Source organism: Clostridium sp. LIBA-8841 (assembly GCF_034439435.1).
GTDB lineage: Bacteria > Bacillota > Clostridia > Clostridiales > Clostridiaceae > Sarcina.
Genome location: NZ_JAPCKJ010000002.1, coordinates 223,167 through 248,369 on the forward strand (window position 1 = coordinate 223,167; position 25,203 = coordinate 248,369).

Below are 25,203 nucleotides of genomic sequence, written 5' to 3' on the forward strand. Positions count from 1 at the left end.
CTAACTATCTGTATTTCTAATAACTTCTCCTGATTTGTTTATGTATAACTTTTCTAAAGGTTCATAAATTCCTTCTTTTTTCAAACTCTTTGAATATAGATTAACTCCGTAATATATTTGATTATTGATTTCTTTCTCACCCCATATATTGACTTCTAAATCATTATTATTTAATGAAACTTCATATTTTTTCGCAATATTTTCTAACTCAATACGCTCATTGTTACTTATATTTAGTTTGATTATAAGTCCTTCAATTCCAGTTAAAGGTTTTCCGTTTTCACCTTTTAAAACATTGCCTTTTTTACTTATAAGAATTCTATCTACTATTCCTGTTAAATCATCACTTTGCACACTTTTAGAATAAAGTGTTATTTGGTAATATCTTTCCTTACCTATCTCTTTAAAGCCATCTATATTAGCTCCTAAATCCAAAAAAGTCATCTTATCTTCATACTTTAATGCATAATCTTTTATCTTTTCTTCCTCTTCCTTTGTTAAAGATATTTTTTTAAGATCTTCCATATTCTCTTCCTCTTTTTGCTCTTCCATAGTTTCTTCATAATCATTTCTAGTAACTAACATATTAATATTTTTATTTGAATCAATAGTTTTCTTACTCTCTAATAAAGTACTTCCATAAGTTAAAATCCCACCTAAAAATAAGGAAAAAACTAAAATGGTTCCAATTAAAATTCTTTTCACTTGTAAACAACTCCAATCAACTTTATCTATAAGTATATTATTTACAAAACCATTAGTTTATAACCATTTCAATAAGGGTTTTATTAATTCTAATATTATGTTAAGTATAATTCAAGTAAAAAAATTCTTAATTATATTGTATATATATGGATTAAGTCTTAGAGACTTAATTAAAAATCTCTAAGACTTATAAACTTAATATTTTGTTCTATTTTATACCATTATTGATTTTTAGCTAGATTCTAATATTTTAATTAATTAGCTTCTATTAAATAAAGATATATAAGTTTTATAGTATTTTCTAAAGCATCATAATGTGTTCTTTCCATTCCATGAGATGCATGCACTCCTGGTCCAATTAAAGCTCCTCTTATATTATTTCCACCTTTTAATGCAGCTCCCACATCTGATCCATATCTAGGATATACATCTACTGCATAACTTAAATTATTCTCCTTAGCAAGTTTTACAAGCTCTGATGTCATTTTATAGTCATAAGGACCTCCAGAGTCCTTTGCACATATAGAAACATCATACTCAGTGCAACTTAAATCATCCCCAATACATCCCATATCAACAGCTATCATTTCAGTAATATCCTCTGGCAAATATGATGCTCCATGGCCAACCTCTTCATAAACTGAAATAAATATTTTAGTTTTGTATTTAGGTTTAATATTCTCCCTTTTTAACATTTCTAATAAACCAATTAATGCTGAAACACTTCCTTTATCATCTATAAATCTAGATTTTATAAAACCACTTGGCGTTATTGTTGTTTTTGGATCTATAAATATAAAGTCTCCTGTCTCTATTCCTAAAGCCTTTACATCTTCTTTATTTAAAACTCTTTCATCAATTCTAACTTCCATATTTTTCGCATCTCTAATTTTGCTTGATGCATCATCATAAACATGTATTGAAGGACTTGTACTTAAAAAAGTACCAGTATATTCTTTTCCCTCTCTTGTTCTTATTACACAATATTCTGAATCTAAAGTAGGCACTATAGGCCCTCCTACTAATTCAAACTTTAAGGTTCCATTAGGTGTTATTGACCTAACCATAGCCCCTAATGTATCTACATGAGCAGCTAATCCTATAACTTTCTCATCACTTTCTCCTGGAATTGTTATTATTCCACATCCTTTATTGGTTAACTCTAGTTCATAACCTAATTCTTTAATTATTTTTTCTATCTTTCCCATAATCTCAAAACAAAATCCACTTGGACTATGAAAGCTTAAAATATCCTTTGCCACACCTAAAATAAAATCCTTGTTTATACTTATCATGTATTTCGCCCCCTCTAATTATATGGATTATTATACCACATTCCATTTAAATAATAGAGTGAATAAAAATTTGTAATCTCAAAGTAATTTTATTTAAAGTAAGACTTATGACTTCTTGTTACTTAATTACTTAAAATATATAATTAATATTGAATATAGATTAGAGGTGTTTTAATGAAAAATAAAGAATTATTAGAAGAATGTACTCTTTGCAATAGAAATTGTAAAGTTAATAGATTTAATACTTTAGGGATATGTAAGGCTAATGAAAAAGTTAAAGTAGCTAGGGCAGAACTTCATCAATGGGAAGAACCACCTATTTCTTTTAGAAATGGATCAGGAACAGTATTCTTCTCTCACTGCAATTTAAAATGTGTTTTTTGCCAAAACCATGAAATAAGTCAAGATTTTAAAGGACTTGAAATCTCAATAGAAAGACTATCAGAAATCTTCCTAGAACTTCAAGAGAAAGGAGCAGAAAACATAAATTTAGTTACTCCAACTCACTATGTTGTTCAAATATTAGAAGCTTTAAAAATAGCAAAAGAAAAGGGATTAAATATTCCTATTCTTTACAATACTAATGGATATGATAGTTTAGAGACTATTAAACTTTTAGATGGATATATAGATGTGTATCTTCCAGATTTCAAATATTTTAAAGATGATTATGCATTTAAATATTCAAAGATAAAAAGTTATAAAGATAATTTAATTCCTGTACTTGATGAAATGTTTAGACAAGTTGGTACTCCTAAATTTTCAAAGGATGGGAAACTATTAAAAGGTATGATAATAAGACATTTAATGCTTCCTGGTTTATTATTTGATTCGAAAAAGGTTATTGATACAATCTTCTCAAGATTTGGTCACAATGTCTTTATAAGCATAATGAATCAATACACTCCAATGAATAGAGCCTGTGATTACCCTGAAATAAATAAACCTTTAAATCCTAAGCATTATGATTCGTTAATAGATTATGCTGCCTTCTTAGGAGTAAAAAATGCCTTTATACAAGAAAGTGGAACTAATTCAGAAGCTTATGTTCCTTCATTTAAGTATCAAGGAGTTCTTAAAGATAACTAATTATATTATTCAATTTATTATTTTATATAAAAGCATACATATACAAATGTTAATTTTATTTTAACAAAAAAAATAAAATTAATAAATCTAATTTAAAAATAGCTAGACTACATTACATATACTTTAACACTCTATGTAATGTAGTCTAGCTATTTTATGATATTATCTTTCTTATTTTTTCTATATCCTTTATTATTAATGATTTATTTCCTCTAATTTCTATTAGTCCTTCATGCTCAAAAATAGAAAGCTTTCTACTCATAGTTTCTCTAGTTATTCCACAATAATTAGCCATATCTTCTCTATTAATAGGTAAATCAATGAATATTTCTCCATTCTCTACTTTCCCATATTTTCGCCTAAACTCTTTTAACATATATGCTATTCTTACCCTAACATCATTAGTAGCTAATTTATGTGCAAATTCTTCTGTTTCTTTTAAACGACTTGTTAAAGATTTCAAAACAACCATTGCTATTCCCGGATTTTCTTCTAAAACACTATCAACTTCATACTTATCTATAGCACAAACTATAACATCATTTAATGCAATAGCATTAAATGAAATACCCCCTTCATTATTAAAAAGACTTGTTTCACCGAAATAATCTCCCACGGAAAAAATATGCATTATTTGCTCTTTTCCCCCTTTAGTTAGTTTGGATATCTTTACGCTTCCTCTACTTACTAAAAATAATTTAGAAAGTTTTTCACCTTCATAACATATGTATTCTCCTTTATTAAAATGAAAACATGCCATTCCAGTAGCTAATTTATTAAATTCTTCCTCTGTTAAATCTCTAAATATAGTCAGCTTCTTGTTGCATAAGCAACTTTTATAGCCCTTGCAATCACATTTTTCCATAAACCTTCTCCTAACTTTTAACTTAATGTTTTTTTCTCAACGCTTCTTAGTACTAATTATAATATATTTGCACGATTTATTCACACTTTTTTAACATAATTAATTAATTTATTTTACTACTTGTTTATTTCCTAACTTATTCTTATAATATATTTATATTCAAATATTTTTATTATCAAAATATTTGTTGTTTTAATTTTTTAATCGAAAGGATTGTTTTTATGAATATAAAACCACTTACTATTGGAAATATATCAGCTAGATTACCTATAATTCAAGGGGGCATGGGTATAGGTGTATCTCTTTCAAACTTAGCTGGTGCTGTAGCAAAAGCTGGAGGAGTAGGAATAATATCCGGAGCTCAACCAGGATATTTAGAAGAAGATTTTAAAAAAAATCCTTTAGAAGCTAACTTAAGAGCTCTAAAAAAACATATAAAATTAGCAAAAGAGAAATCACAAAATGGAATTATTGGTGTTAATTTAATGGTAGCCATGAATAATTATGCTGAACATGTAAAAGCTGCTATAGATTCTGGAGTTGATTTAATAATATCTGGAGCTGGTCTTCCATCTCATCTACCTAAATTTACAAAAGGTAGCGATGTAAAAATAGCTCCTATAGTTTCTTCTCTTAAAGCTGCAAAAGTAATCTTAAAGCTTTGGGATAGACACCATAAAGTTGCCCCAGACATGATAGTGATAGAAGGACCAAAGGCAGGAGGACATTTAGGATTTACTAAAGATTCTCTTGAAGAAGAAACTAAAAACTTTGATTCAACTATACTTGATATAATAAAAGAAAAATCTAGCTATGAAGATAAGTATGAGAAGAAAATACCAGTAGTTGTTGCTGGAGGAATTTTTGACGGAAATGATATTGCAAAGTATTTAAAACTTGGAGCAAATGGAGTTCAAATGGCAACTCGTTTTGTTGCAACTGAAGAATGTGATGCTAATATAAAATTTAAGGAAGCATATATAAACTGTAATGAAAATAATATATCTATAGTAAAAAGCCCTGTTGGAATGCCAGGAAGAGCCATTAGAAATTCCTTTGTAGAAAACACTGAAAAGGAAAAATCTAAAATTACTCACTGTTATAATTGCTTAATTCCATGTAATCCGGCAGATACTCCTTATTGCATAAGCCAAGCACTTATAAATGCAGTAAAAGGCGATTTAGAAAATGGCCTTATCTTCTGTGGTGAAAATGCCTCAAAGGTAGATAAGATAGTTTCTGTAGAAACTCTAATGAATGAGTTAGAAAATGAATTATTAGAAGCTTAAAAATTAGCTGTATAAAAAGTTTATTAAATAATAGAATCTTAACATTTTATTATTTACAACTTTTTATACAGCTTTTAATTTAGTAATTTAATTCTAAAAGACATAAACCATGAGCTGGTGCTTTCTCTGAAGCTTTCGCTCTTTCCTTAGCTTCTAGTATATCAACTATGTAATTAGGTTCTATTTCACCTAACCCAACAGCTACTAGTGTACCAGTTATTATTCTAACCATATTCAATAAGAATCCATTACCATTTATTTCTAAAGTTATTATATTATTTTTCTCCTTAATCTCAATACTGTTTATAGTTCTTAAGGTTGATTTATTTTTTGATTTTAAGCTTGTAAAACTTTTAAAGTCATGAGTTCCTATTAAATATTCAGAAGCCTCTTTCATTGCATCTAAATTTAATTTACTTTCAATATGCCATGCATACTTTCTTAAAAACACATCTTTGAATCTATTGTTATCAATAGTATATGCATAAGTTTTTGATTTCACGTTAAATCTAGCATGAAATCTTTCACTTGCATCCTTAAGTTCTTTTACGCTTATATCTTCTGGTAAATACTCATTTATATACTCAATCATCTGATCCAAAGCCATAAGAGAGTTAGTTTTAAAATTAGCAATATAATTTTTAGCATGTACTCCACTATCAGTTCTTCCGCATCCAATCACCTGAATTTCTTCATCCGTCATCTTACTTAAAACATTTTCTAATTTATCTTGAACTGTAGCAACATTACTCCCCTTTTGATTTTGTTTTTGCCACCCCTTATACTTACTACCGTCATAATCCAAAGTCATTTTTATATTTCTCATTTTCTTTTCCTTTCAAAAGTAACTTAAGTTTTCTTTTAAGCCTTTGTTTAATTATTTTTATAACTATCTCAGCTAAAATTGTACTATCAATAAAAATATATGACAATTAAAACTTTTGTTTTTTATTGTTTTCATATAACATTTCTACATGAGGAATATCATCTTCCAAATATACTTCTGAAATCTTTTTAAAACCAACCTTTTCATAAAATCCCTTTGCATACTCTTGAGCTGAAATTCTTATTTTTCCCTCATCTAATTCATTTTCAATAAAATCTATAGCTCTTTTCATACATTCTTTTGAGAGCTTTTTTCCTCTAAATTTCTCATTAGATAGAACTCTTCCTATGGAAGCTTCCTCATAAGATACTCCTCTTCTTAATATTCTTGAATAAACCCCAATTTCTCCATTAACCTCACAGTAAATGTGATATGCATCTAAATCTTTGTTATCACAATCTTGATAAGGACAATTTTGCTCCACAATAAATACTTCATTTCTAATTCTAAGTATTTTATAAAGTTCATTTAAATCTAATTCACTAAAGTGTTTTAATACCCATCTCATTTTATACACTCCTCTAAATAAAAACTAATTATTTTATCTTTTTCCTTTTAGCTTATGTATATTATTTTACATAATAGATTAATAAATAAATAACCTCTCTATACATAAAATCCTGTTAGACTTAATTATATAGAGAGGTTATCTAGTAAACAATAGATTAGTATAATTTTTATTAACTTTCCCATTAATTTGAACTTTTATTCTAAAATTTTGGAAGCTTTTAATTTTTCTCTTTATATTTTAACTTTTTTATTATAAGATAATTAAATAAACATTAAGAGGTGATTCTGTGAAAACCATGCAAAAGTTATTAAGTAAAACTAGACAAGCCATTAAAGAATATAATCTTATTGAAGATGGTGACAAAATAGCTGTAGGACTTTCTGGAGGCAAAGATAGTCTAACTCTTTTACATATATTAAAAAACTATGAAAGATTCTCTCCCGAGAAATTTGAACTTATAGCAATAACTTTAAATCCAGGTGGAGTTGATAATAGTCCTTTACATGAACTTTGTAAGAATATAGATGTTCCATTTTATGAAATACAAACTAACATAAAAGAAATAGTCTTTGACATAAAGAAAGAAAAAAATCCTTGTTCTTTATGTGCTAATCTTAGAAGAGGTGCTTTAAATGATAATGCTCAAAAACTTGGTTGCAATAAAGTAGCTTTAGGCCATCATAAAGATGATGCTTTAGAAACTCTTATGCTTTCAATAAGCTATGAAGGAAGAATAAATTGCTTTTCTCCTAAGAGTTTTATGCATAAAAATAATCTAACACTTATAAGACCTATGGTATTTATTGAGGAAAGTCAAATTAGGAAGGCAGCTTTAGAGTATAAATTTCCTATAATAAAAAATCCTTGTCCTGCTGATGGTAAGACTAAAAGGGAAGATATGAAAATTTTAATTAGGAATTTAGATAAGACAATGCCTGGTTTTAAGAAAAATCTTTTTAAATCTCTAACCAATACAGATCAAATGTTTGTATGGGATAAAGAAATTGTAAGAAAAATGTAAAATAAAGTGTACAAGAAATCTTGTACACTTATTTCTTAATGAATATATATATCTGATAATTCTATTTTATATACCTCATCTCTTCTCTCTTCTTCATTTGATGTAAGAGCAATTTCATCTAAAGGTGAACTTTCTATCTTCCTCATAGGTATTTTTACTATAAATTCTGTTCCCTCTCCAAGTTCACTATGAACTTCTATTTCACCATCATGAATTTTAACTAATTCATTAACTATAAACAATCCAAGTCCACTACCTTCATTAACTTTAGTTAATCTATTATTGATTATTTTAAATCTATCAAAAATCAAATCTATTTTATCCTTTGGTATCCCTATTCCCGTATCTTTAATGCTTATATTTACATACTTTTCATCAAAGCTCATGTAAACATCTATATTCCCATTTTCTTTATTAAACTTTATAGAATTAGATAAAATATTTATTATTATTCGTTCTAAATGATTTAAATCAAAGGCAACTATTTTCTCTTCTTCCTCTGTATCAAATGTAATATTAATTTTATTAGTCTCTGCAAATTCACATATAGACATTGTTATATTTTCTACGCAACTAACAATATTATGATTTTCTATATTGATATTAAAGAATCCTGCTTCTAGTTTAGTGCTATCTATTAAGTTATTTATTAATTTTAATAGTCTAAAAACATTCTGCTCTCCTATTTTTATATAATTAAGGTAGTTAGCATTATCCCGTCTATTAGAATTTTTCAATTTTAATTCCAATAGCTGAAACACGCTAAATATTAAATTTACTGGAGTCTTAAATTCATGAGATATATTAGCAAAAAACTCCTTTCTAAGCTTTTCCATTTCATTTTCTTCATATATACTATCTGTTATATCATTTATAACTATAATTCTTCTTATAACCTTTCCCTCTTCATTTTTTATGGAATTTGCTCTAAACCAAACAGTTCTAATTTCATTATCCGCTCTAATTATTCTAGCTTTTTCAGAGAAAAAGTTTTCAAAATCAACATTGGTAAATTTATACCTATCTTCTGGATGAATTCTATCCAATTTAATTATCATACTTTCCTCTTTATATAATTCTTTACAATTTAATCCATATAATTTTTCAAAAGCATCATTTACATAAACTGTCTTAGCCCCCTCTTTAACTATTACTACATCATCTAAATAGTTTAAAACTTCAAAAAACATGCTATCATTTTTTTGTAGCCTCTGCTCTATAGCTTTTTTATATGATATATCTCTAGTCAAGCCTATTATTCCTTTTATCTCATTATTCTCATCAAAATATGGAGCTTTTATTGTCTCTTCTAAATAAAACTCTTTATCAGTAAATTCCCATTCTTCACCATACACTCTTTTTTCTTTAAATTTAATAACTTCCATATCTGTTTTGTAAAACATTTCTACTCTATAATCATCACTGGAAAAAATTTCTCTATCAGTTTTTCCTACTATATTCTTTTTTTCCATTCCAATTTTATTTTCAAAAGCCTTATTGCAATTTATATATTTTCCATCAATATCTTTAAAAAATACATAATCAGTTAGAGAATCTAAAAATAGATCTAGCATATCTTTTTCTTTTTCTAATTTCTTCTCTAATTCATCATATTCTTTTAATACATCCTTCTTGAACCAAATAACTACGTAATCTTTGTCCATTATTCTTACATTTATAAATTCATTAGTATATTCATCTAAATCTGTGTCTTTTTCTACTTTTCGAAAATGTTTACCTTTAAATATATTTTTTAGCTTTAAGTTATTATTTAATATTTCACTTAATAGTTTTCCATTTAAAGTTTCTATACTAGACTTTATTATTAATAAATCACTAAAGTCTCTACTTCTTACTTTTCCATAAATGTAATCCATGGGACATGATTCTAATATTATATCAAAATTAAAATCCTTCATCTATAACTCCCCTTTAAGTTATGAAAATCACTTATTTACAAATTAAAACAGTTTTCCCTATATTTTATTATATTTTTTTTAACGCTTTAATACAATACATTAAATTTATTTTAATGATGATAACATATAGAAATTGCACGTTTAAAAATTTTTATCCTAAAATTTTCTATAAGTCAAGTACAATATATCTCTTTTAAAGTTAATTAACTATAAATATATATTTATTTAATCATTAATTCACGTCCTTAATATTTTTTTCACATTTTACCATCAAATTACAAAATAGTATAATAAAAATAATATAATATAATACTAAAAACAAAGTTTAATACTATAAAAAAATATAGGAGGAGGAAAACAAATGAGTAAAAAGAAAAAATTTACATTCCCGACAGCCTTTACAGTGCTATTCATCGTCTTAATTTTATCTGCCATTTTAACATACTTAATTCCAGCAGGATCATACTCAAAATTATCCTACAACGAAGCTGAAAATACCTTTGTTATTACTAATCCCCAGGGGAAAAGTTCTAAGGAAGCTGCAACTCAAAGCACTTTAGATGGCCTTGGAATAAAAATAAGCTTAGATAAGTTTACTGATGGAAGTATAAACAAACCTATAGCTATACCTAATACCTATGAAAAGGTTACCCAAAGTCCTCAGGGTATTGTTCAAATAATAGAAGCACCTATTCAAGGAACTTACGATACAATAGATATAATTATGTTTGTTCTAATAATTGGTGGAGTAATAGGAGTATTAAATACTACAGGAGCATTTAATGCTGGAATTGCTAGTCTTTCTAAAATAACTAAAGGGAAGGAATATATACTTATAATATTATTATCAGTGCTTATTTCTCTTGGTGGTACTACTTTTGGATTGGCAGAAGAAACCATTGCTCTTTATCCTATACTACTCCCAATATTCCTGGCCTCTGGTTATGATGCTATAGTATGTATAGCAACAATATATATGGGTTCTTCAATAGGAACAATGTTCTCAACAGTAAACCCATTTTCTTCTGTAATAGCCTCAACTGCAGCAGGGATAAGCTTTAAAGAAGGCCTTAGTTTTAGGATGATAGGGTTAATTTTAGCTACAATAATAACTATAGTTTATATACTTAGATATGCTCGTAAAATTAAAAATGATCCTTCAAAATCACTTATATATGATCAAAAAGATGAAATAAATGCTGTATTTCTTCATGAATCAGCTAAAGATGTTCCAAAATTCACTTGGAGATTAAAACTTATGCTCCTAATATTTGCTGCTTCCTTTATAATACTGGTTTATGGTGTTTCTGCTAAAGGATGGGGTTTTATAGAAATGACTGCTCTATTCCTTGTAGTTGGAATAATCTTAGGATTCATCTCAGGTCTTGGTGAGAAAAAATTCGTTTATAGCTTTATAGCTGGTGCCTCTGAACTTGTGGGAGTTGCATTAGTTATTGGTGTTGCAAGATCTATTAACTTAATACTTGAAAATGGTAAAATATCTGATACTTTACTTTATATATTCTCAAATGGAGTTCAAGGTATGAATAGCAACATCTTTATATTATTAATGCTTGTAATATTCATAATTTTAGGTTTCTTTATTCCATCATCTTCTGGTCTTGCAGTTTTATCAATTCCGATTATGGCACCACTTGCAGATACAGTTGGATTACCAAGAGATGTTATAGTTAGTGCTTACCAATTTGGTCAAGGTTTGATATCCTTTATAACACCAACTGGTTTAATTTTAGCAACCCTTGCTATGGTTCATGTTACATATGATAAATGGTTGAAATTCATTATGCCTCTTATGGGTATTATAACTGCTTTTGCAGCTATACTTTTACTAATACAAGTACATCTATAAAGTTTTTAAATGCATGGTTTAAAATAAACCATGCATTTTTTATTAGCTCATAAAGTTTCATATTCATCTATATTTTAATTAAAGTTGATTATTAAATATATCATAAGACCTTTCTAATAAATAACTAAAGCTTATTAAACAAGCTTTTATATTTAATCCCATAACTTAATTATAGGAATATTATTTATGCTCCTTTGAAATAATAAATTTATATTGTTTACTAAGGAGGAATTTTTTTGGAATTAACATCAAATTTTGATAAAAATATAAATACTTTGTCTAAAGTCTTAAGAGTTGGAAAAACTTTTGATATGATTGAACGTTCCATAATTATAGGTGATAAAAAGGCAACTATGTATTACATTGATGGCTTTGTGAAAGATGACATAATGGAACTAATAATGAGTGATTTTTTCTCATTAAGCAAAACTGAAATGAGTTTAATAAAATCACCTAAGGATTTTATTAAAAGACAAATCCCTTATGTAGAGGTTGCTGAAGAAACTTCTATAAAAAATATAGTTTCTCAAGTTCTCAGTGGACAGACAGCTTTAATTTTAGAGGACTTCTCTAGTGCAATTATGATTGACCTTAGAACTTACCCGATTAGAGGAGTACAAGAACCTGAAACAGAAAAGGTCCTAAGGGGATCTAGGGATGGTTTTGTAGAAACAATTGTCTTTAATACAGCCTTAATAAGAAGAAGGATTAGAGATCCAAGGTTAACTTTTGAAATGATCTCAATAGGAAATGTTTCAAAAACAGATGTTGTAATCTCTTTTTTAGATGAAGTTGTGGATAAAAAAACTCTTAATATGATAAGAAAAAAATTTTCTAACTTAAATATTCAAGCATTGACCATGAGTGAGCAAAGCCTTGTAGAGTCCATTGCAAATGCATCATGGTATAATCCCTTTCCAAAAGTTAGGTATACAGAGAGACCTGATATTGCTGCTGCTCATATAATGGAAGGTAAAATAGTTGTTATAATAGATAACTCTCCTTCTGTTATAATATTGCCAACTACCATATTTGATTTCATACAGGATGTAGATGATTATTATCTTCCAGTAATAACAGGTAACTTTGTTCGTTTTTTAAGAAATTTTATATTAATATCTACAATTTTTATTACACCACTTTATTTACTTTTAGTTCAAAATGCGGATAGATTACCAGATTACTTAATATTTTTACTGCCTGATGAAGGATATAAAGTACCATTAATATTTCAGTTTTTACTTCTTGAGGTTGCTGTAGATGGATTAAAACTAGCATCATTAAATACCCCTAATGCTCTAGGTATGTCCTTATCTGTTATAGGAGGATTAATTCTAGGCCAGTTTGCAGTAGATACTGGTTGGTTCTTACCTCAAACAATATTATACATGGCCATAGTTACACTTGGTAGCTTTTCTCAACCTAGTTTGGAACTTAGCTATGCATTTAAATTTTTAAGAACCTTCCTGCTTATATTAACAAGCTTATTTAATATTATTGGATTTATTGCAGGATTAATACTTGGTATAGTCTTAATTGCAACCAATAAAACTCTAACTGGAGATTCTTATTTATATCCACTTATTCCATTTGATTGGAAAGCACTTAAAGCACTTATATTTAGAGTAAGATTAATACCTAAGCAAAAAGATTAGTAAATGCTTCATTATACCATAATTAAAAACTTATTATACTTTCATAACTTAACTAAAAAGGAACACTAGCTTGAGCTAGTGTTCCTTTTTGATTTTTATAAGAAATGTAAAAAAGAAAATTTTTAAACATTAATATTATTTTCTTGTTAATATTTTATTTAATCGAATAACAATATTTTAATATTTAATAAAAAAGAAGGATTTTGTTAAATGTTGTAGTAATTATTAACTTATAAAAAATTTCGGAGGATTTCAAATGAAAAATACAAGAAAATTTTTAATTATATTGTTACTCTTAATCTTTTTAATCCCAGCTACCACTGTTCTTTGTCGTGCTGGTGGTGGCGGTGGAGGCGGAGGTGGTGGAGGCGGAGGTGGTGGTGGAGGTAGTTCTTCTTCAAGTAGTTCCTCAGGAGGAAATCATAACTCTCCATATGAAAATGAAATTAGTTTTCTAGGAATAACCATGTTTCTAGGAATACACTTCATTTTCTTTAAGAATGGTACAGTATCTAAATTCAAGCTTTATTCTAGGAAAAGAGAGACTCTTTCTGCCTTAAAAGATTTTGAAATTGAAAATCCCGCTTGGAATTTCTACGAAATAGAAATCCAAATCGAAGATGCATTTCCTCTAATTCAAGAAGCTTGGATGAATAGGGATTATTCTTCTATAAAACATTTAATGACAGATAATTTTTATAAAACTCATACTACAAAAATGAATTGGATGCTTTTAAGGAAAGAAAAAAATATATTAGATAGAATAAAACTAAATAAAGTAACTCCTATATTAGCCGTTGAAGACAATAAAAATAGGGACGATTTTATTTGGGTATTATTAAATGCTAAAATGGTTGACTATACTATTAATGAAGAAAACCTTAAGATAATTGACGGCGACCCTTTAAATGCCCATTCTTTTGAAGAATTCTGGAGATTTGTAAGAAAAGATGATAAATGGTTAGCTGATAAAATACTTCAAGTAAATGATATAGACTCTTTAGACTACTTTGATAGCCTGAAATAAATTAATGAAATAAATATGATTACTTAAAAAAGAAAAAAACTAAATGCATCAGTTAAATAACTGATGCATTTTAAATATTAAATCTTTTACTCTTTATCTTTTAATTCTGCTATAAACTCTTGAGCTTTTATTTTTAATGGACTATCATCCTTAAGCTTCTGTAAACCAATACTAAATCCTTCTTTATCTATTACTAGTCCATCTGTAGGAATATACCACCTTACTCTTCTACAATGTTGCATTGGTAACTCATCTAATCCAACTTTATTGAATATAGGTTCAAATCTATAAGGGCTTGTTACTTTACCAGCCGCTACAATAGTGAAACTTCCATCTCCTGAACTTACCTGTTTTAATATAAGTACATCTCCAACCTTAACTTCTTCAGCAAACCTTTGTATTAATACTCCTTCTTTGCCAAGAGATGCATACTCTTCTTTATTGTCAAAATAATCTCCCTTATCTCCAGGCCCAACAATCGCTACACCTAAATCAAAGAATATATCTATCAAATTTGTGTTACCTATCTCTGCTGATATTTGCCAATAATTCATAATTATTACCTTCTTTCATCTTTCTTAATATAAAACAAAGTTATCAACAAAGTAAATATTACTTTATAATAATATATTATACTCCTTAAATTTATATTTGTTTAGCCCTTAAAAATTCAATTTATCCTCTTAAATAAGAACACATATATACTATAACTTCTCTTATTCTGTTTATCTCACTTTCTTTATTATATTTTCTCCAAATTGATGTGTAATCATAAAACCAAAACTCTAACTCTTTTGCTAATTTCTCTTTATCTATAACTACTAAGCACTCCTTATTAAACTCTTTTTCAAGTAATATCATAAAGAATTCATTTATAAGCTCCCATCCTTTTGAAGATACAATAAAGCTTTGCATAGCCTCTTTATCATCAACATTCCTAAGAATCTTGATAAACTCTTGTCTAACTTCTGAAGCAACTTTATATCCTTCAAAAAGCTTTAAAGAATCTATATTTTTTATTTCTTCTCTAGTCTCTTCTCTTTTATTGAATTTTTCTTTCCATCTAACAAGTTCTCCCCATCCAGCAACTTGATTTTTAGAAAGCTTATCCATTAAAGAAACTACTTTCATAGATTTATCTCCAAATTCCATAAAAGATATGGATTTGAACATCTCATCAAAATCTCCCTCATCTGGGTTCCAAGAAATAGCTCCTCCATAAATCATAGATGGCACTGAATTAGCTAGTAAATTAACATTTCCATAGTCACCCCAATTTGTGTTTAAAACCCCTATAGCACCATACTTTCTTCCATGAGAAACCATCCTTCTTATATTACTAAAAGAACCTTCTATAAGATTCATCATCATATTCCATCCACCTACACCTGGACAAACATATTGTACTTTATTATAATCTGCTATGATTTTTGTAGCTATATCATTAGCTTCTGGATGATAATTCCAAGTTAAACAAATTAAATCTTCTGGTATGTCACTTAAAAGTTCTGGGTATCCAACTATTATATCACCCCAAAACATAACCTTTTTATTAAAGCCTTTTACAATGTTATATACCTTATTTAAAAACTCCGTATATATTTTCCCTACACCTAACTTTTCAGCATATTCTTTGCTTTTTCCCTTTCCTAAATCAAAGGTTTCATCACAACAAATATTAAACTTATCTGAGCTAAATAAAGGAATGAACTCTAAAAGCATTGATTCAATAAATTCTAAACTTTTCTCATTAGTTACATCTAAAGTATGATGTGCCATTCTATCAACAAATGAATATTCTTCATCTGCTATTTCTAATTCACAAAGTTCTCTAAAAGATTTACTTCTTAAAGCTTCATAAAGATGACCAAAGGTTGATAATGATGGTACAAGTTCCACATGTCTTTCTTTGCAATATTTATCTAAAATTAATATTTCCTCTGCTGTTAATGGATCCTTATCCATCCATACCTCACTCATTCCCTTAAATGCAAAAGTATGCTCTATATATAATTGAAGTTGGTTTATTTTATAGAAGGCCGCTTTATCAACTAAATCTTTTAATGTTTCTAATGTTGGTACTTTTCCTCTTGTAACATCATGATAAAATCCACGATGCTTAAAATATGGAGCATCTTCTATTGAAATACTAGGTAACCATGCTCCAAATTCTCTTATAATTTGTCTAAATGTTTGTCCTCCATAAAATATTCCAGTACCATTTCCCTCTATTATTACTTGATCTTCATTAATATCTAATTTATATGCTTCCTCATTTAAAAGATTAGCTTTTTTAAGAATTATTACATTGTTGTAATCCTTATTCATAAACAATTTATTTATATTAAGCTTAAATCCTAAGCTTTTTTCTACTTCTTTTTGAATCATAATAGCTAAATTAAGCTCATCAAAAGATAATTCACTACTTAATACAATCTCTGTATCTCTTTCAATAAGGAAATTTCCCTCTTTTTCAACTATACTTTTTGGTCTTGGTATTAAATGCATTACTCTTCCCCCTAATACAAACTAAAACTTTACTTTAACTCTAAAATTATTCATAATGATATTAAACTATTTAAATGTTTACTATAATTATATAAAATTATTTTCTTTATTTAAGTAATCATTTTGCTATTTTTTGATATAATATTGCTTTTTAAGAGGAGAGATTATGAGTAATTATATATATGAAAATCATGTTCATAAAGATCCTAACTTCCCTGTAATATTTCATTGTGATATTTTAAATAAAAACAGACCTAACTTTATTATGCATTATCATGAAAGCATAGAACTTCTTTATTTTTTAGAAGGAACAGCAAAAATAAGCTGTAATAATAAAATATTTAATGCTACTTCTAAAGATATTGTAATAATAAATTCAAATGAACTACACTCAATAGAAACATATTCTGATTCATGTAAATATTATTGTCTTATTATAGATAAAAGCATGTTTAACTATAATAAGAAATACTTTGATGATTTCAGCTTTAAAAATTTGATTAAAGATGAATTTTTGAGGACAAAAATAGAAGAAATAAACTCTGAATTACTTGAAAAAAAGGAATTCTTCAAAGAGTTTATAAAATCAAATATACTTCAAATTTTAATTCATCTTCACAGAAACCATATTGACCATAAGAATCAATATATAAAAGTAAAAGATAATAATAAAATAATCATGGTAAAGGAAATAATAGCTTATTTAAAAGAAAATTATATGAATTCAATTTCAATTGATGATATATGCAATCATGTTTCCTTTAGTAAGTATTATACTTGTCGTACATTTAAAGAAGTTACAGGAAAAACCTTATTAGACTATATAAATCACATTCGATGCCTTAATGCTCGAAATTTAATTCTTTACAATGGATATACTATATCTGAAAGTGCTTATAGAAGTGGTTTTAATAATTTATCTTACTTTTCAAAAATCTATAAAAAACATATGGGATTGCTTCCATCAGAAGAAAAACTTACATAAATTCAAGCATGGTAAAGCAATTCGAAGAAACCACTATCTATTATTAATAGAATTATAATTTTAATTAATAATATTTATATATTAGTTTGATTAATTTTCTTTTTAATACTAAAATATTTTTATAGCAATAATAATAAAGAAGAAGGTGTACATATATGTTAAGTGAAAATTTATTAAAAAAACTTAATGAACAAGTTAACTTTGAATTCTACTCATCATACACTTATTTAGCTATGGCTGCTTATGCTGAATCAGTTGATTTAAGTGGTTTTGCTAACTTTTTCAGAGTTCAAGCTCAGGAAGAATTATTCCATGCAATGAAATTTTATGATTATATATTCCAAAAAAACGGAGTTGTTGAATTAGAACAAATAGATAAACCTAAATTCAACTTTGATAATATAATCGAAGCTTTTGAAAAAGGATATGAACATGAACAATTAGTAACTCGTAGAATTTACGAACTTGCTGATGTTGCTTTTGAAGAAAAAGAACATGCAACTATGAGTTTACTTCAATGGTTTATTGATGAACAAGTTGAAGAAGAAAATAACTTCCACTCATTATTAAAGAAAGTTAGAAGATCTGAAGGTAACCCAGCTGCTTTATATATGATGGATGATGAATTAGCAGCAAGAGTATTTACTCCACCAACAACTACAAGATAAAATTTAATCATTAATAAAAAATAGAGAGAAGGAATATTAAAACACTATTCTTTCTCTCTATTTTTGCTTTTTTTCCATATATTTCTCTACCTTTTATAAATTTATTGCATTTTTTATAAAAATCCTATGTTTTTTTTAACAAACTTTCTATGTAAAAGTTTTAATAAAATATATTTCATTTCTTTTTCACTAATTCCTTTACAGATATTCCTAATGGTGCTAGTATAATTTTTATTATATTTAAATTTTTTGTGTACACATTAATATTTTATCAATATTATAACAATTAAATAAATTAAACTTATCAGATTAAAGGAAGAATAAATATGAGTACTAATAAGAGTTCTATTAAGAAAATTACATTAGGAAGCTTTTTAATAGCCTTAGGAGTTGTTTATGGTGATATTGGAACTTCTCCTCTTTATGTTATGAAATCAATAATAAATGGTAATGGTGGATTAGCAAGTGTTACTCCTGATTTTATACTTGGAGTATTATCACTTATTTTCTGGACAATGACTTTATTAACAACAATAAAGTATGTTCTTATAACCTTAAAAGCTGATAATAAAGGAGAAGGTGGTATTTTCTCTCTTTATACCTTAGTACGTCGTCGTGCTAAGTGGCTTATTATACCAGCTATGATAGGTGGCTCTGCTTTATTAGCAGATGGAATGCTAACCCCTGCAGTAACTGTTACCTCTTCTATTGAGGGATTAAATGTTTTACCTAGCTTCAATCGCATTTTTGGAAGTAACCAAGATATAATTATAATTATAGTAATAGTAATAATAACTGTTTTATTCTTTATTCAACATTTTGGTACAGAAATCGTAGGCAAAATTTTTGGGCCAGTTATGTTTATTTGGTTTTGCTTTTTAGCTATATTAGGTATTGCAAATATGTCAGGGAATTTATATCTTTTAAAAGCTCTATCACCTTATTATGCTATAAAGATTTTATTTAGTCCTAACAATCACTTAGGATTTTTCATACTTGGAGGAGTATTCTTATCAACCACTGGAGCCGAGGCTTTATACTCTGATCTTGGACATGTTGGTAGAAAAAATATCTACTTTACCTGGCCATTTGTTAAAATTTGCTTGTTACTTAATTATTTTGGTCAGGCGGCTTGGATATTATCTCAAAAAGATAACACTGAGTTATATGGAATTGAAAGTTTAAATCCATTTTTCCAAATGATGCCTCATTGGCTTTTAATATTTGGAGTAATAATTTCAACCTTAGCTGCTATTATAGCATCTCAAGCTTTAATTTCAGGTTCTTATACCTTAGTTTCAGAAGCTATTAAATTAAATTTATTCCCAAGATTACAATGTCTTTATCCATCTAACTCTAAGGGACAAATTTATATGCCAGCTATAAATAAAATACTTTGGATTGCTTGTATAGCTATAGTTTTATACTTTAGAAGTTCAGATAATATGGAAGCAGCTTACGGATTATCAATAACTGTAACAATGCTTATGACATCAATACTTTTATTCAATTACCTATTAATGAAAAAAACTCCTCGACCAATTGCATTGGTTGTACTAATTTTCTTTGGTACTTTAGAGTCTTCATTCCTAATTTCAAGTGCAGTTAAATTTGAAAAGGGAGGCTTTGTATCTGTTCTAATAGCTTTATGTATTTTAAGCATAATGTATATTTGGATAAAAGGTCATTATATTAAGATGAGTTTACTAGACTACATTCCTATTGAAAACTATAAAAAACAATTAGAGGAATTAAAAAATGACGTAGATAGACCTAAGTATGCTACAAATCTTGTTTATTTAACAAGTTCAGAAAAATCTAAAAGAATAGAAAGAAAAATCATGTATTCTATATTAGATAAAAGACCTAAGAGAGCTGATGTATATTGGTTTGTAAATGTAGTTGTTACTGATGAACCTTATACAGCAGAATATACAGTAAATACATTTGGTACTGACTACATGGTTAAAGTTCAACTTAAACTTGGTTTTAGAGTTAACCAAAAGCTAAATGTATTTTTACGTCAAATAGTATGTGAGCTAATAGATAACGGTGATATTAAAGTTCAAAACAGAAAATATACTACTCTTCCTAATAGAAAAGTAGGTGATTTCCGCTTTACTCTTATAAATGAATGTTTATCATCAGAAAGTAAACTAAAATCATGGAACTCAATGATAATTAGAGCTAAACTTTTCATAAAGAAATTTACAGTTTCTCCAGCAAAATGGTTTGGACTTGAATCTAGTGAAATTGAAATTGAAAATGTTCCATTAATACTTGGATGCACTGAACATACTGTATTAACTCGTGTTTCTAAATAAAAAACAAGGTATAGATTAAAAAAATCTATACCTTACTTTATGCTCTATTTTAAGCCAGTGTTGATTTTTAGATAGAACTGTAAGACCATCTTAATGAGCATATAGTATTGCATCATATACGTAAGAATAATAACGTTAAGAAGCTTTTTCTGTTTGAGCGAAGCGAGTTTAAAAGCTTTAGCTATTATTCTGAAGTAGATGATAGCATTACTTTGCGAAATTAAGTAGGTCTGAAGGGCTAGCTAAAAATTAACACTCACCTAAAACATAGCCTTATTTTAAAAAGCTTTTAGCATCTCATCTCTTCTTCTCTTATTTACGTAATTTGCAAATCTCATTTTAAACCTTTCAAACTCTTTAAGTTTATAAAAATTATTTAAATCAAAAGTCAGAAATAATGTATCAACAATTAGATATTTCAAATCCTTTAAGTTGTCTACATTCTCATTATTAACTTCTAACTCATCAGCCTTTATCTTTAAATCTCCAATAGCGTTTTGAAATTTTTCAAGATTACTCATTACAAAGTCTTCACTAAAACCTTCAAAATTTTTATTTACTAATTCCTCTATAAAATCCACATAATTTTTATTTACTTCTCTATATTCATCATAAATATTTACTATTTCCATTTCTCCACCTCATAGATTGTTATTTACTAAAATAATACTATTGTTTCTTCATAAGGTTTAAATCTCTTAAACCTTAATATAAGTTTCTCTATAAATTATAACCAAGCTCTATACTTTTGTCTAATTGCTATATTTTAATTTAGGCTAAAATTTAAATTAAGAAATACACTCTCACTGTGTTTCATTGCATAAGTTCAAGATAGCAAATTAAAAATTTGGACTTTCACTTAACTTAAACAATGCATATGCTCTTTTGCCTCTTCTCCTTTTACCAAATAAGCTTGTCCTTTTGAACAAAATATAGATGTTGAAGTGTAATCAATATCTGCATTTTTATCATAACCAAACTTTTCAATAACTTCATCTTCATTATGACATAAATCATACCCTTCAAATTTAAGAGTAAGTCCTCCTTTGCCCTTAGTAAAAGATTGAAAGTCCATACCATAATTTATAAATGTAGAAACTGGACCTCTTCCCGTTATAGTTGCCCTCTCTCCATTTATAATTGGCTCATTAAACTCTCCACTCATTTTTTGTATATCGGTCATTACTCTTCCTATCAAGTTTATATCTACATCTATTTTAAACTTATAATAAGGTTCTAAAAGTTTGTTTTCTCCACTTTCTAACCCTTGTCTTAAGGCTCTCTTTGTAGCTTCTCTAAAGTCTCCTCCGCTTGTATGTTTATTGTGAGCTCTTCCTGTTAACAAGGTTATTCTAATATCAGTAATAGGTGATCCTGTCAATATACCTTTATGTTCACATTCAAATATATGAGTTCTAATTAGATTTTGATTTCCTACAGTAAGATCATCAGTATGACACTTATTTTCAAATACAATTCCTGAATTTCTCTTTCCAGGCTCAAGTTTTAAGTGTACTTCACTATAATGTCCTAAAGGCTCAAAATGGCCATATCCTATTACTTCTCCCTTTAAGGTTTCTCTATATAATATTTCTGGAATTCCAAATTCAATTTCTTCATTAAATCTATTTTTAACAACTTCCTTAAGAACTTCTAATTGGACTTTTCCCATAATGTTTATCTGTATCTCTTTTAATCTCTCATCCCAAGTTACCTTCAAGCTATTATCTTCACTTTCTAAAATTTTAAACCAAGAAAGCACTTCCTTTGGATTTAATTCTTCTCTATATAATACCTTAGATTTTAAAGTAGGAACCATATCATATGAAACCACATCTTCTATATCAATTCCATTTCCTGCCTCTAAATCTTTTACTCCAAGTACAGCAAATATATCTCCTGCATCTACTCTATTTACAAATTCATACCTATTTCCATTATAAACTCTAATTTCGTTTATCTTATCTCTAATCTCTTCTCCCTCTTTGAAATAAACTAATTCTTCCTTTGTCTTTAAGCATCCTTCCATAGCTTTTATAAAGGTTAGTCTATTTCCTTTTTCATCATATCTAATTTTAAATACTCTTCCTTTAAAAGAAGTCAATTCATCATTATAATTACTAAAGGATAGATTATCAAACCATCTTATAAAATTTTCTACTCCTTGATCTAATAAGGCAGATCCGCTTAAACATGGAAATACCTTTAAAGTTTTTATCATCTTTGCTAACTTATTTAAAATTAGTTTTTTATCTAAATCTCCTTCTAAATATGAATTTAATAATTCCTCATCCCTTTCAACTATTTCCTCTATAGTCTCCTCTTTTAATTCCTCATTAAACTCTTCATCAAAATAAATTATATTTTCACTTAGCTTGTTCTTCATTTCTTTTATAACATTATTTACATCAGCACCTTCTCTATCTACCTTATTTATAAAAATAAAGGTAGGCACCTCATACTTCTCTAATAATTCCCATATAGTTTCACTATGTCCTTGAACTCCTTCAACAGCACTTATAATTAATATGGCATAATCTAAGATACTAATTGTTCTCTCCATTTCAGGAGAAAAATCTATATGTCCTGGAGTATCTATAAGGTAATACTCATTATTCTCTATAGAAAATTTTCCAACTTCAGAATATATTGTTATTCCTCTTTCTTTTTCTATTTCATTATTATCTAAATAAGAGTTTTTATGATCAACTCTTCCCCTATTTTTTATACTCTTAGTGTGATATAAAAGCTGCTCTGAAAAAGTTGTTTTTCCTCCATCAACATGAGCTAATATGCCAATAGTCTTCTTCATTTACTTCCCTCCATCTATAAAAAAAATTAATCATTAAATTTTTTATATTTTTTTCTACTTTTATAGCCCTTGAAATCTTTACTATTTCCCTTTTATATGGTATAACAAATAATATTTAATATTATTTATAAATTTTGTTAACATATATCTTATATCATACAATATAGAATATAAACTTAACAATATAATTAAGTCAGAGGGGGCTTTAAAAATGAACAAATCTATTGCATATATAGGTACTTACACTAATGGGGCTAGTGAAGGTATATATAGATTATCTCTAGATACTGAAAAAGGAAATGTTGAAGATTTATCATTAGTTGCTAGATTCGGTAATCCTGCTTACTTATGCATAAATAAAAATAAACTCTATGCAGTTGGGAATCCATTTTCTTTAGATACCTTAGGTGGAGTTGCTTCTTTTAACATAGAAGAAGATCATTCATTAAAATTAACAGGAGCTAGTTTACTTCAAGGAAAAAGACCTTGCCATATAAACATACTTTCTAATAAACCTATAATTGTTTCAAGTAATTATCATGAAAAATCAATTAATACATATTCTTTAAATGAATCATTCGATATAGATACTTCTTTAAACGTATTTACTCATAAAGATGATTCGAAAATGCACTTTGCAACCTTAACTCCTGATGAGAAATTTATATGTGCTACAAATCTAGGAATGGATAGAATAGAACTTTTTGAAATTAATTTAGACAATACACTAACTTATATAGAAAACTTAAGCTTTCACTGTACCAAAGGATGTGGTCCAAGGCATATAGAGTTTTCAAAAAATGGAGAATTTGCATATGTTATATGTGAAAACAGCTCTGAAGTTATAATATTAAAATATTTAGGAGAAAATGGCTTTAAACTAATTCAATATACTCATGTACTTCCTAATGGATTTGGAGGTATGAATTTTGGGTCTGCTATTAAAATAAGTCCATGTAGTAAATTTTTATATGTATCTAATAGAGGTTTTAACGGAATATCTGCCTTTAGAATCAATGAAGAAAACGGAACTCTATCTCTTATAAATCACTATAGTTCTTATGGAGATTTTCCTAGAGATTTTGAAATAAGTCCATGTAACAAATTTTTGATTGTTGCAAATGAAAAATCAGATAACTTGACAATTTATTCAAAAAATTCAGATGGAACACTTAAACTTTTAAATAAAGATATATTTGTTCCTTCTCCTACATGTATAAAATTTAAATAGAAAAATAAGTGTATTAAGATAAATTAAAGCTTAATACACTTATTTTTTTATTCTTCTCTTTTACCATAAAGCTATTTTCCAATACCTTTTATATCTTACCAAAAAATATATTTAATTAATCTTTTTGCCTGTTATATGAAATATTCAAATGGATAAGCTATTAATAAATTCTAAAATGTTAAAGGAGGTACCAAAATTTGGATAATAATAAAAATAGACTAAAAGATAGACCTAAGTCAAATGCTGAAAAAAGAAAAATGTACTCAGAAGCAGGATCTGAAATAGGTATTGAAAATGGGCAAAAAAAAGGTGCACATTCAAACGGTAAAAAATTTACAAAGAGATCAAAACTTTCTCACAATAAATAGGAGGATACCCTTATGAATAAAAATTATAATAAAAAACAAAGAATAGATTCAACTTTCCCAACTTCTCATAATTACAATGACAAAATTAAAAATAAAGCCAATGAAAAGACTCCATATGGCTCTAATGAACCATCTCCTAGAACAACCTATAAATAATACTTATATGAGAAAATGG

The 25,203-nt window shown here is 27.4% G+C and carries 22 protein-coding genes; 12 read left to right on the forward strand and 10 right to left on the reverse strand.

Annotated features, from left to right (window positions below):
- A complete protein-coding gene (locus OIF33_RS06720) occupies nt 1-705 on the reverse strand; it encodes a hypothetical protein (RefSeq protein ID WP_322503456.1) in 705 nt (234 codons plus the stop codon).
- Between the two features lie 254 nt (nt 706-959).
- Nucleotides 960-2,000 (reverse strand): M42 family metallopeptidase, encoded by a 1,041-nt coding sequence (locus tag OIF33_RS06725; protein ID WP_322503457.1) that lies wholly within the window; start codon nt 1,998-2,000, stop codon nt 960-962.
- A gap of 174 nt (nt 2,001-2,174) precedes the next feature.
- On the opposite strand from OIF33_RS06725, the gene OIF33_RS06730 reads away from it, so the two are divergent.
- Nucleotides 2,175-3,089 (forward strand): radical SAM protein, encoded by a 915-nt coding sequence (locus OIF33_RS06730; protein ID WP_322503458.1) that lies wholly within the window; start codon nt 2,175-2,177, stop codon nt 3,087-3,089.
- Nucleotides 3,090-3,243: 154 nt separating this feature from the next.
- On the opposite strand, the gene OIF33_RS06735 is transcribed toward OIF33_RS06730, so the two are convergent.
- Nucleotides 3,244-3,954: a Crp/Fnr family transcriptional regulator gene (locus OIF33_RS06735; RefSeq protein ID WP_322503459.1), complete on the reverse strand. Its 711-nt coding sequence runs from the start codon at nt 3,952-3,954 to the stop codon at nt 3,244-3,246.
- 221 nt (nt 3,955-4,175) lie between these two features.
- Here OIF33_RS06735 and OIF33_RS06740 point away from each other — a divergent pair, with 221 nt between their 5' ends.
- The gene (locus tag OIF33_RS06740) at nt 4,176-5,243 is read left to right on the forward strand and encodes a nitronate monooxygenase family protein (protein WP_322503460.1); all 1,068 of its coding nucleotides are present in this window, start codon (nt 4,176-4,178) and stop codon (nt 5,241-5,243) included.
- Between the two features lie 79 nt (nt 5,244-5,322).
- Here OIF33_RS06740 and truA read toward each other — a convergent pair whose 3' ends face one another.
- Complete coding sequence (gene truA, locus OIF33_RS06745; RefSeq protein WP_322503461.1) at nt 5,323-6,069, reverse strand: tRNA pseudouridine(38-40) synthase TruA; 747 nt, start codon at nt 6,067-6,069, stop codon at nt 5,323-5,325.
- Between the two features lie 106 nt (nt 6,070-6,175).
- Nucleotides 6,176-6,637: a GNAT family N-acetyltransferase gene (locus OIF33_RS06750; RefSeq protein WP_322503462.1), complete on the reverse strand. Its 462-nt coding sequence runs from the start codon at nt 6,635-6,637 to the stop codon at nt 6,176-6,178.
- 298 nt (nt 6,638-6,935) lie between these two features.
- On the opposite strand from OIF33_RS06750, the gene OIF33_RS06755 reads away from it, so the two are divergent.
- Nucleotides 6,936-7,661 (forward strand): tRNA 2-thiocytidine biosynthesis TtcA family protein, encoded by a 726-nt coding sequence (locus tag OIF33_RS06755; protein ID WP_322503827.1) that lies wholly within the window; start codon nt 6,936-6,938, stop codon nt 7,659-7,661.
- Nucleotides 7,662-7,696: 35 nt separating this feature from the next.
- On the opposite strand, the gene OIF33_RS06760 is transcribed toward OIF33_RS06755, so the two are convergent.
- Nucleotides 7,697-9,580, reverse strand: coding sequence for a sensor histidine kinase (locus OIF33_RS06760; protein ID WP_322503463.1), 1,884 nt, complete (start codon nt 9,578-9,580; stop codon nt 7,697-7,699).
- A 361-nt stretch (nt 9,581-9,941) separates the two neighbouring features.
- On the opposite strand from OIF33_RS06760, the gene OIF33_RS06765 reads away from it, so the two are divergent.
- The 3 genes from OIF33_RS06765 to OIF33_RS06775 all read left to right on the forward strand — a co-directional run bounded on the left by OIF33_RS06765 (nt 9,942) and on the right by OIF33_RS06775 (nt 14,132).
- Entirely contained in the window at nt 9,942-11,450 is a 1,509-nt protein-coding gene (locus tag OIF33_RS06765) for a YfcC family protein (RefSeq protein WP_322503464.1), read from the forward strand.
- Between the two features lie 236 nt (nt 11,451-11,686).
- Nucleotides 11,687-13,105: a spore germination protein gene (locus OIF33_RS06770; protein WP_322503465.1), complete on the forward strand. Its 1,419-nt coding sequence runs from the start codon at nt 11,687-11,689 to the stop codon at nt 13,103-13,105.
- A 256-nt stretch (nt 13,106-13,361) separates the two neighbouring features.
- The gene (locus tag OIF33_RS06775; RefSeq protein ID WP_322503466.1) at nt 13,362-14,132 is read left to right on the forward strand and encodes a Tim44-like domain-containing protein; all 771 of its coding nucleotides are present in this window, start codon (nt 13,362-13,364) and stop codon (nt 14,130-14,132) included.
- An 86-nt stretch (nt 14,133-14,218) separates the two neighbouring features.
- On the opposite strand, the gene OIF33_RS06780 is transcribed toward OIF33_RS06775, so the two are convergent.
- Both OIF33_RS06780 and OIF33_RS06785 read right to left on the reverse strand, forming a co-directional pair.
- Nucleotides 14,219-14,686: a hypothetical protein gene (locus OIF33_RS06780; protein ID WP_322503467.1), complete on the reverse strand. Its 468-nt coding sequence runs from the start codon at nt 14,684-14,686 to the stop codon at nt 14,219-14,221.
- Nucleotides 14,687-14,807: 121 nt separating this feature from the next.
- Complete coding sequence (locus OIF33_RS06785; RefSeq protein ID WP_322503468.1) at nt 14,808-16,640, reverse strand: beta-N-acetylhexosaminidase; 1,833 nt, start codon at nt 16,638-16,640, stop codon at nt 14,808-14,810.
- Nucleotides 16,641-16,806: 166 nt separating this feature from the next.
- On the opposite strand from OIF33_RS06785, the gene OIF33_RS06790 reads away from it, so the two are divergent.
- The 3 genes from OIF33_RS06790 to OIF33_RS06800 all read left to right on the forward strand — a co-directional run bounded on the left by OIF33_RS06790 (nt 16,807) and on the right by OIF33_RS06800 (nt 20,617).
- A complete protein-coding gene (locus tag OIF33_RS06790) occupies nt 16,807-17,625 on the forward strand; it encodes an AraC family transcriptional regulator (RefSeq protein ID WP_322503469.1) in 819 nt (272 codons plus the stop codon).
- 155 nt (nt 17,626-17,780) lie between these two features.
- The gene (locus OIF33_RS06795; RefSeq protein ID WP_322503470.1) at nt 17,781-18,293 is read left to right on the forward strand and encodes a ferritin; all 513 of its coding nucleotides are present in this window, start codon (nt 17,781-17,783) and stop codon (nt 18,291-18,293) included.
- A gap of 326 nt (nt 18,294-18,619) precedes the next feature.
- Nucleotides 18,620-20,617, forward strand: a complete 1,998-nt coding sequence (locus OIF33_RS06800) for a KUP/HAK/KT family potassium transporter (protein WP_322503471.1) — start codon at nt 18,620-18,622, stop codon at nt 20,615-20,617.
- Nucleotides 20,618-20,895: 278 nt separating this feature from the next.
- Here OIF33_RS06800 and OIF33_RS06805 read toward each other — a convergent pair whose 3' ends face one another.
- A complete protein-coding gene (locus OIF33_RS06805) occupies nt 20,896-21,249 on the reverse strand; it encodes a hypothetical protein (protein ID WP_322503472.1) in 354 nt (117 codons plus the stop codon).
- Nucleotides 21,250-21,476: 227 nt separating this feature from the next.
- Nucleotides 21,477-23,429 (reverse strand): translation factor GTPase family protein, encoded by a 1,953-nt coding sequence (locus OIF33_RS06810; RefSeq protein WP_322503473.1) that lies wholly within the window; start codon nt 23,427-23,429, stop codon nt 21,477-21,479.
- A 211-nt stretch (nt 23,430-23,640) separates the two neighbouring features.
- On the opposite strand from OIF33_RS06810, the gene OIF33_RS06815 reads away from it, so the two are divergent.
- The 3 genes from OIF33_RS06815 (at nt 23,641) to OIF33_RS06825 (ending at nt 25,184) form a co-directional block, all read left to right on the forward strand.
- On the forward strand, nt 23,641-24,660 hold the full coding sequence (locus tag OIF33_RS06815; protein ID WP_322503474.1) for a lactonase family protein: 1,020 nt from the start codon (nt 23,641-23,643) through the stop codon (nt 24,658-24,660).
- 197 nt (nt 24,661-24,857) lie between these two features.
- On the forward strand, nt 24,858-25,028 hold the full coding sequence (locus OIF33_RS06820; RefSeq protein ID WP_322503475.1) for a hypothetical protein: 171 nt from the start codon (nt 24,858-24,860) through the stop codon (nt 25,026-25,028).
- Between the two features lie 12 nt (nt 25,029-25,040).
- Nucleotides 25,041-25,184 (forward strand): hypothetical protein, encoded by a 144-nt coding sequence (locus tag OIF33_RS06825; protein ID WP_322503476.1) that lies wholly within the window; start codon nt 25,041-25,043, stop codon nt 25,182-25,184.
- Nucleotides 25,185-25,203 lie beyond the last annotated feature (19 nt).

Coding starts and splice junctions, on each gene's coding strand:
- OIF33_RS06725 (WP_322503457.1), bottom strand. CDS start 2,000: ATGATAAGTATAAACAAGGATTTTATTTTAGGTGTGGCAAAGGATATT.
- OIF33_RS06730 (WP_322503458.1), top strand. CDS start 2,175: ATGAAAAATAAAGAATTATTAGAAGAATGTACTCTTTGCAATAGAAAT.
- OIF33_RS06735 (WP_322503459.1), bottom strand. CDS start 3,954: ATGGAAAAATGTGATTGCAAGGGCTATAAAAGTTGCTTATGCAACAAG.
- OIF33_RS06740 (WP_322503460.1), top strand. CDS start 4,176: ATGAATATAAAACCACTTACTATTGGAAATATATCAGCTAGATTACCT.
- truA (WP_322503461.1), bottom strand. CDS start 6,069: ATGAGAAATATAAAAATGACTTTGGATTATGACGGTAGTAAGTATAAG.
- OIF33_RS06750 (WP_322503462.1), bottom strand. CDS start 6,637: ATGAGATGGGTATTAAAACACTTTAGTGAATTAGATTTAAATGAACTT.
- OIF33_RS06755 (WP_322503827.1), top strand. CDS start 6,936: ATGCAAAAGTTATTAAGTAAAACTAGACAAGCCATTAAAGAATATAAT.
- OIF33_RS06760 (WP_322503463.1), bottom strand. CDS start 9,580: ATGAAGGATTTTAATTTTGATATAATATTAGAATCATGTCCCATGGAT.
- OIF33_RS06765 (WP_322503464.1), top strand. CDS start 9,942: ATGAGTAAAAAGAAAAAATTTACATTCCCGACAGCCTTTACAGTGCTA.
- OIF33_RS06775 (WP_322503466.1), top strand. CDS start 13,362: ATGAAAAATACAAGAAAATTTTTAATTATATTGTTACTCTTAATCTTT.
- OIF33_RS06780 (WP_322503467.1), bottom strand. CDS start 14,686: ATGAATTATTGGCAAATATCAGCAGAGATAGGTAACACAAATTTGATA.
- OIF33_RS06785 (WP_322503468.1), bottom strand. CDS start 16,640: ATGCATTTAATACCAAGACCAAAAAGTATAGTTGAAAAAGAGGGAAAT.
- OIF33_RS06790 (WP_322503469.1), top strand. CDS start 16,807: ATGAGTAATTATATATATGAAAATCATGTTCATAAAGATCCTAACTTC.
- OIF33_RS06795 (WP_322503470.1), top strand. CDS start 17,781: ATGTTAAGTGAAAATTTATTAAAAAAACTTAATGAACAAGTTAACTTT.
- OIF33_RS06800 (WP_322503471.1), top strand. CDS start 18,620: ATGAGTACTAATAAGAGTTCTATTAAGAAAATTACATTAGGAAGCTTT.
- OIF33_RS06805 (WP_322503472.1), bottom strand. CDS start 21,249: ATGGAAATAGTAAATATTTATGATGAATATAGAGAAGTAAATAAAAAT.
- OIF33_RS06810 (WP_322503473.1), bottom strand. CDS start 23,429: ATGAAGAAGACTATTGGCATATTAGCTCATGTTGATGGAGGAAAAACA.
- OIF33_RS06815 (WP_322503474.1), top strand. CDS start 23,641: ATGAACAAATCTATTGCATATATAGGTACTTACACTAATGGGGCTAGT.
- OIF33_RS06825 (WP_322503476.1), top strand. CDS start 25,041: ATGAATAAAAATTATAATAAAAAACAAAGAATAGATTCAACTTTCCCA.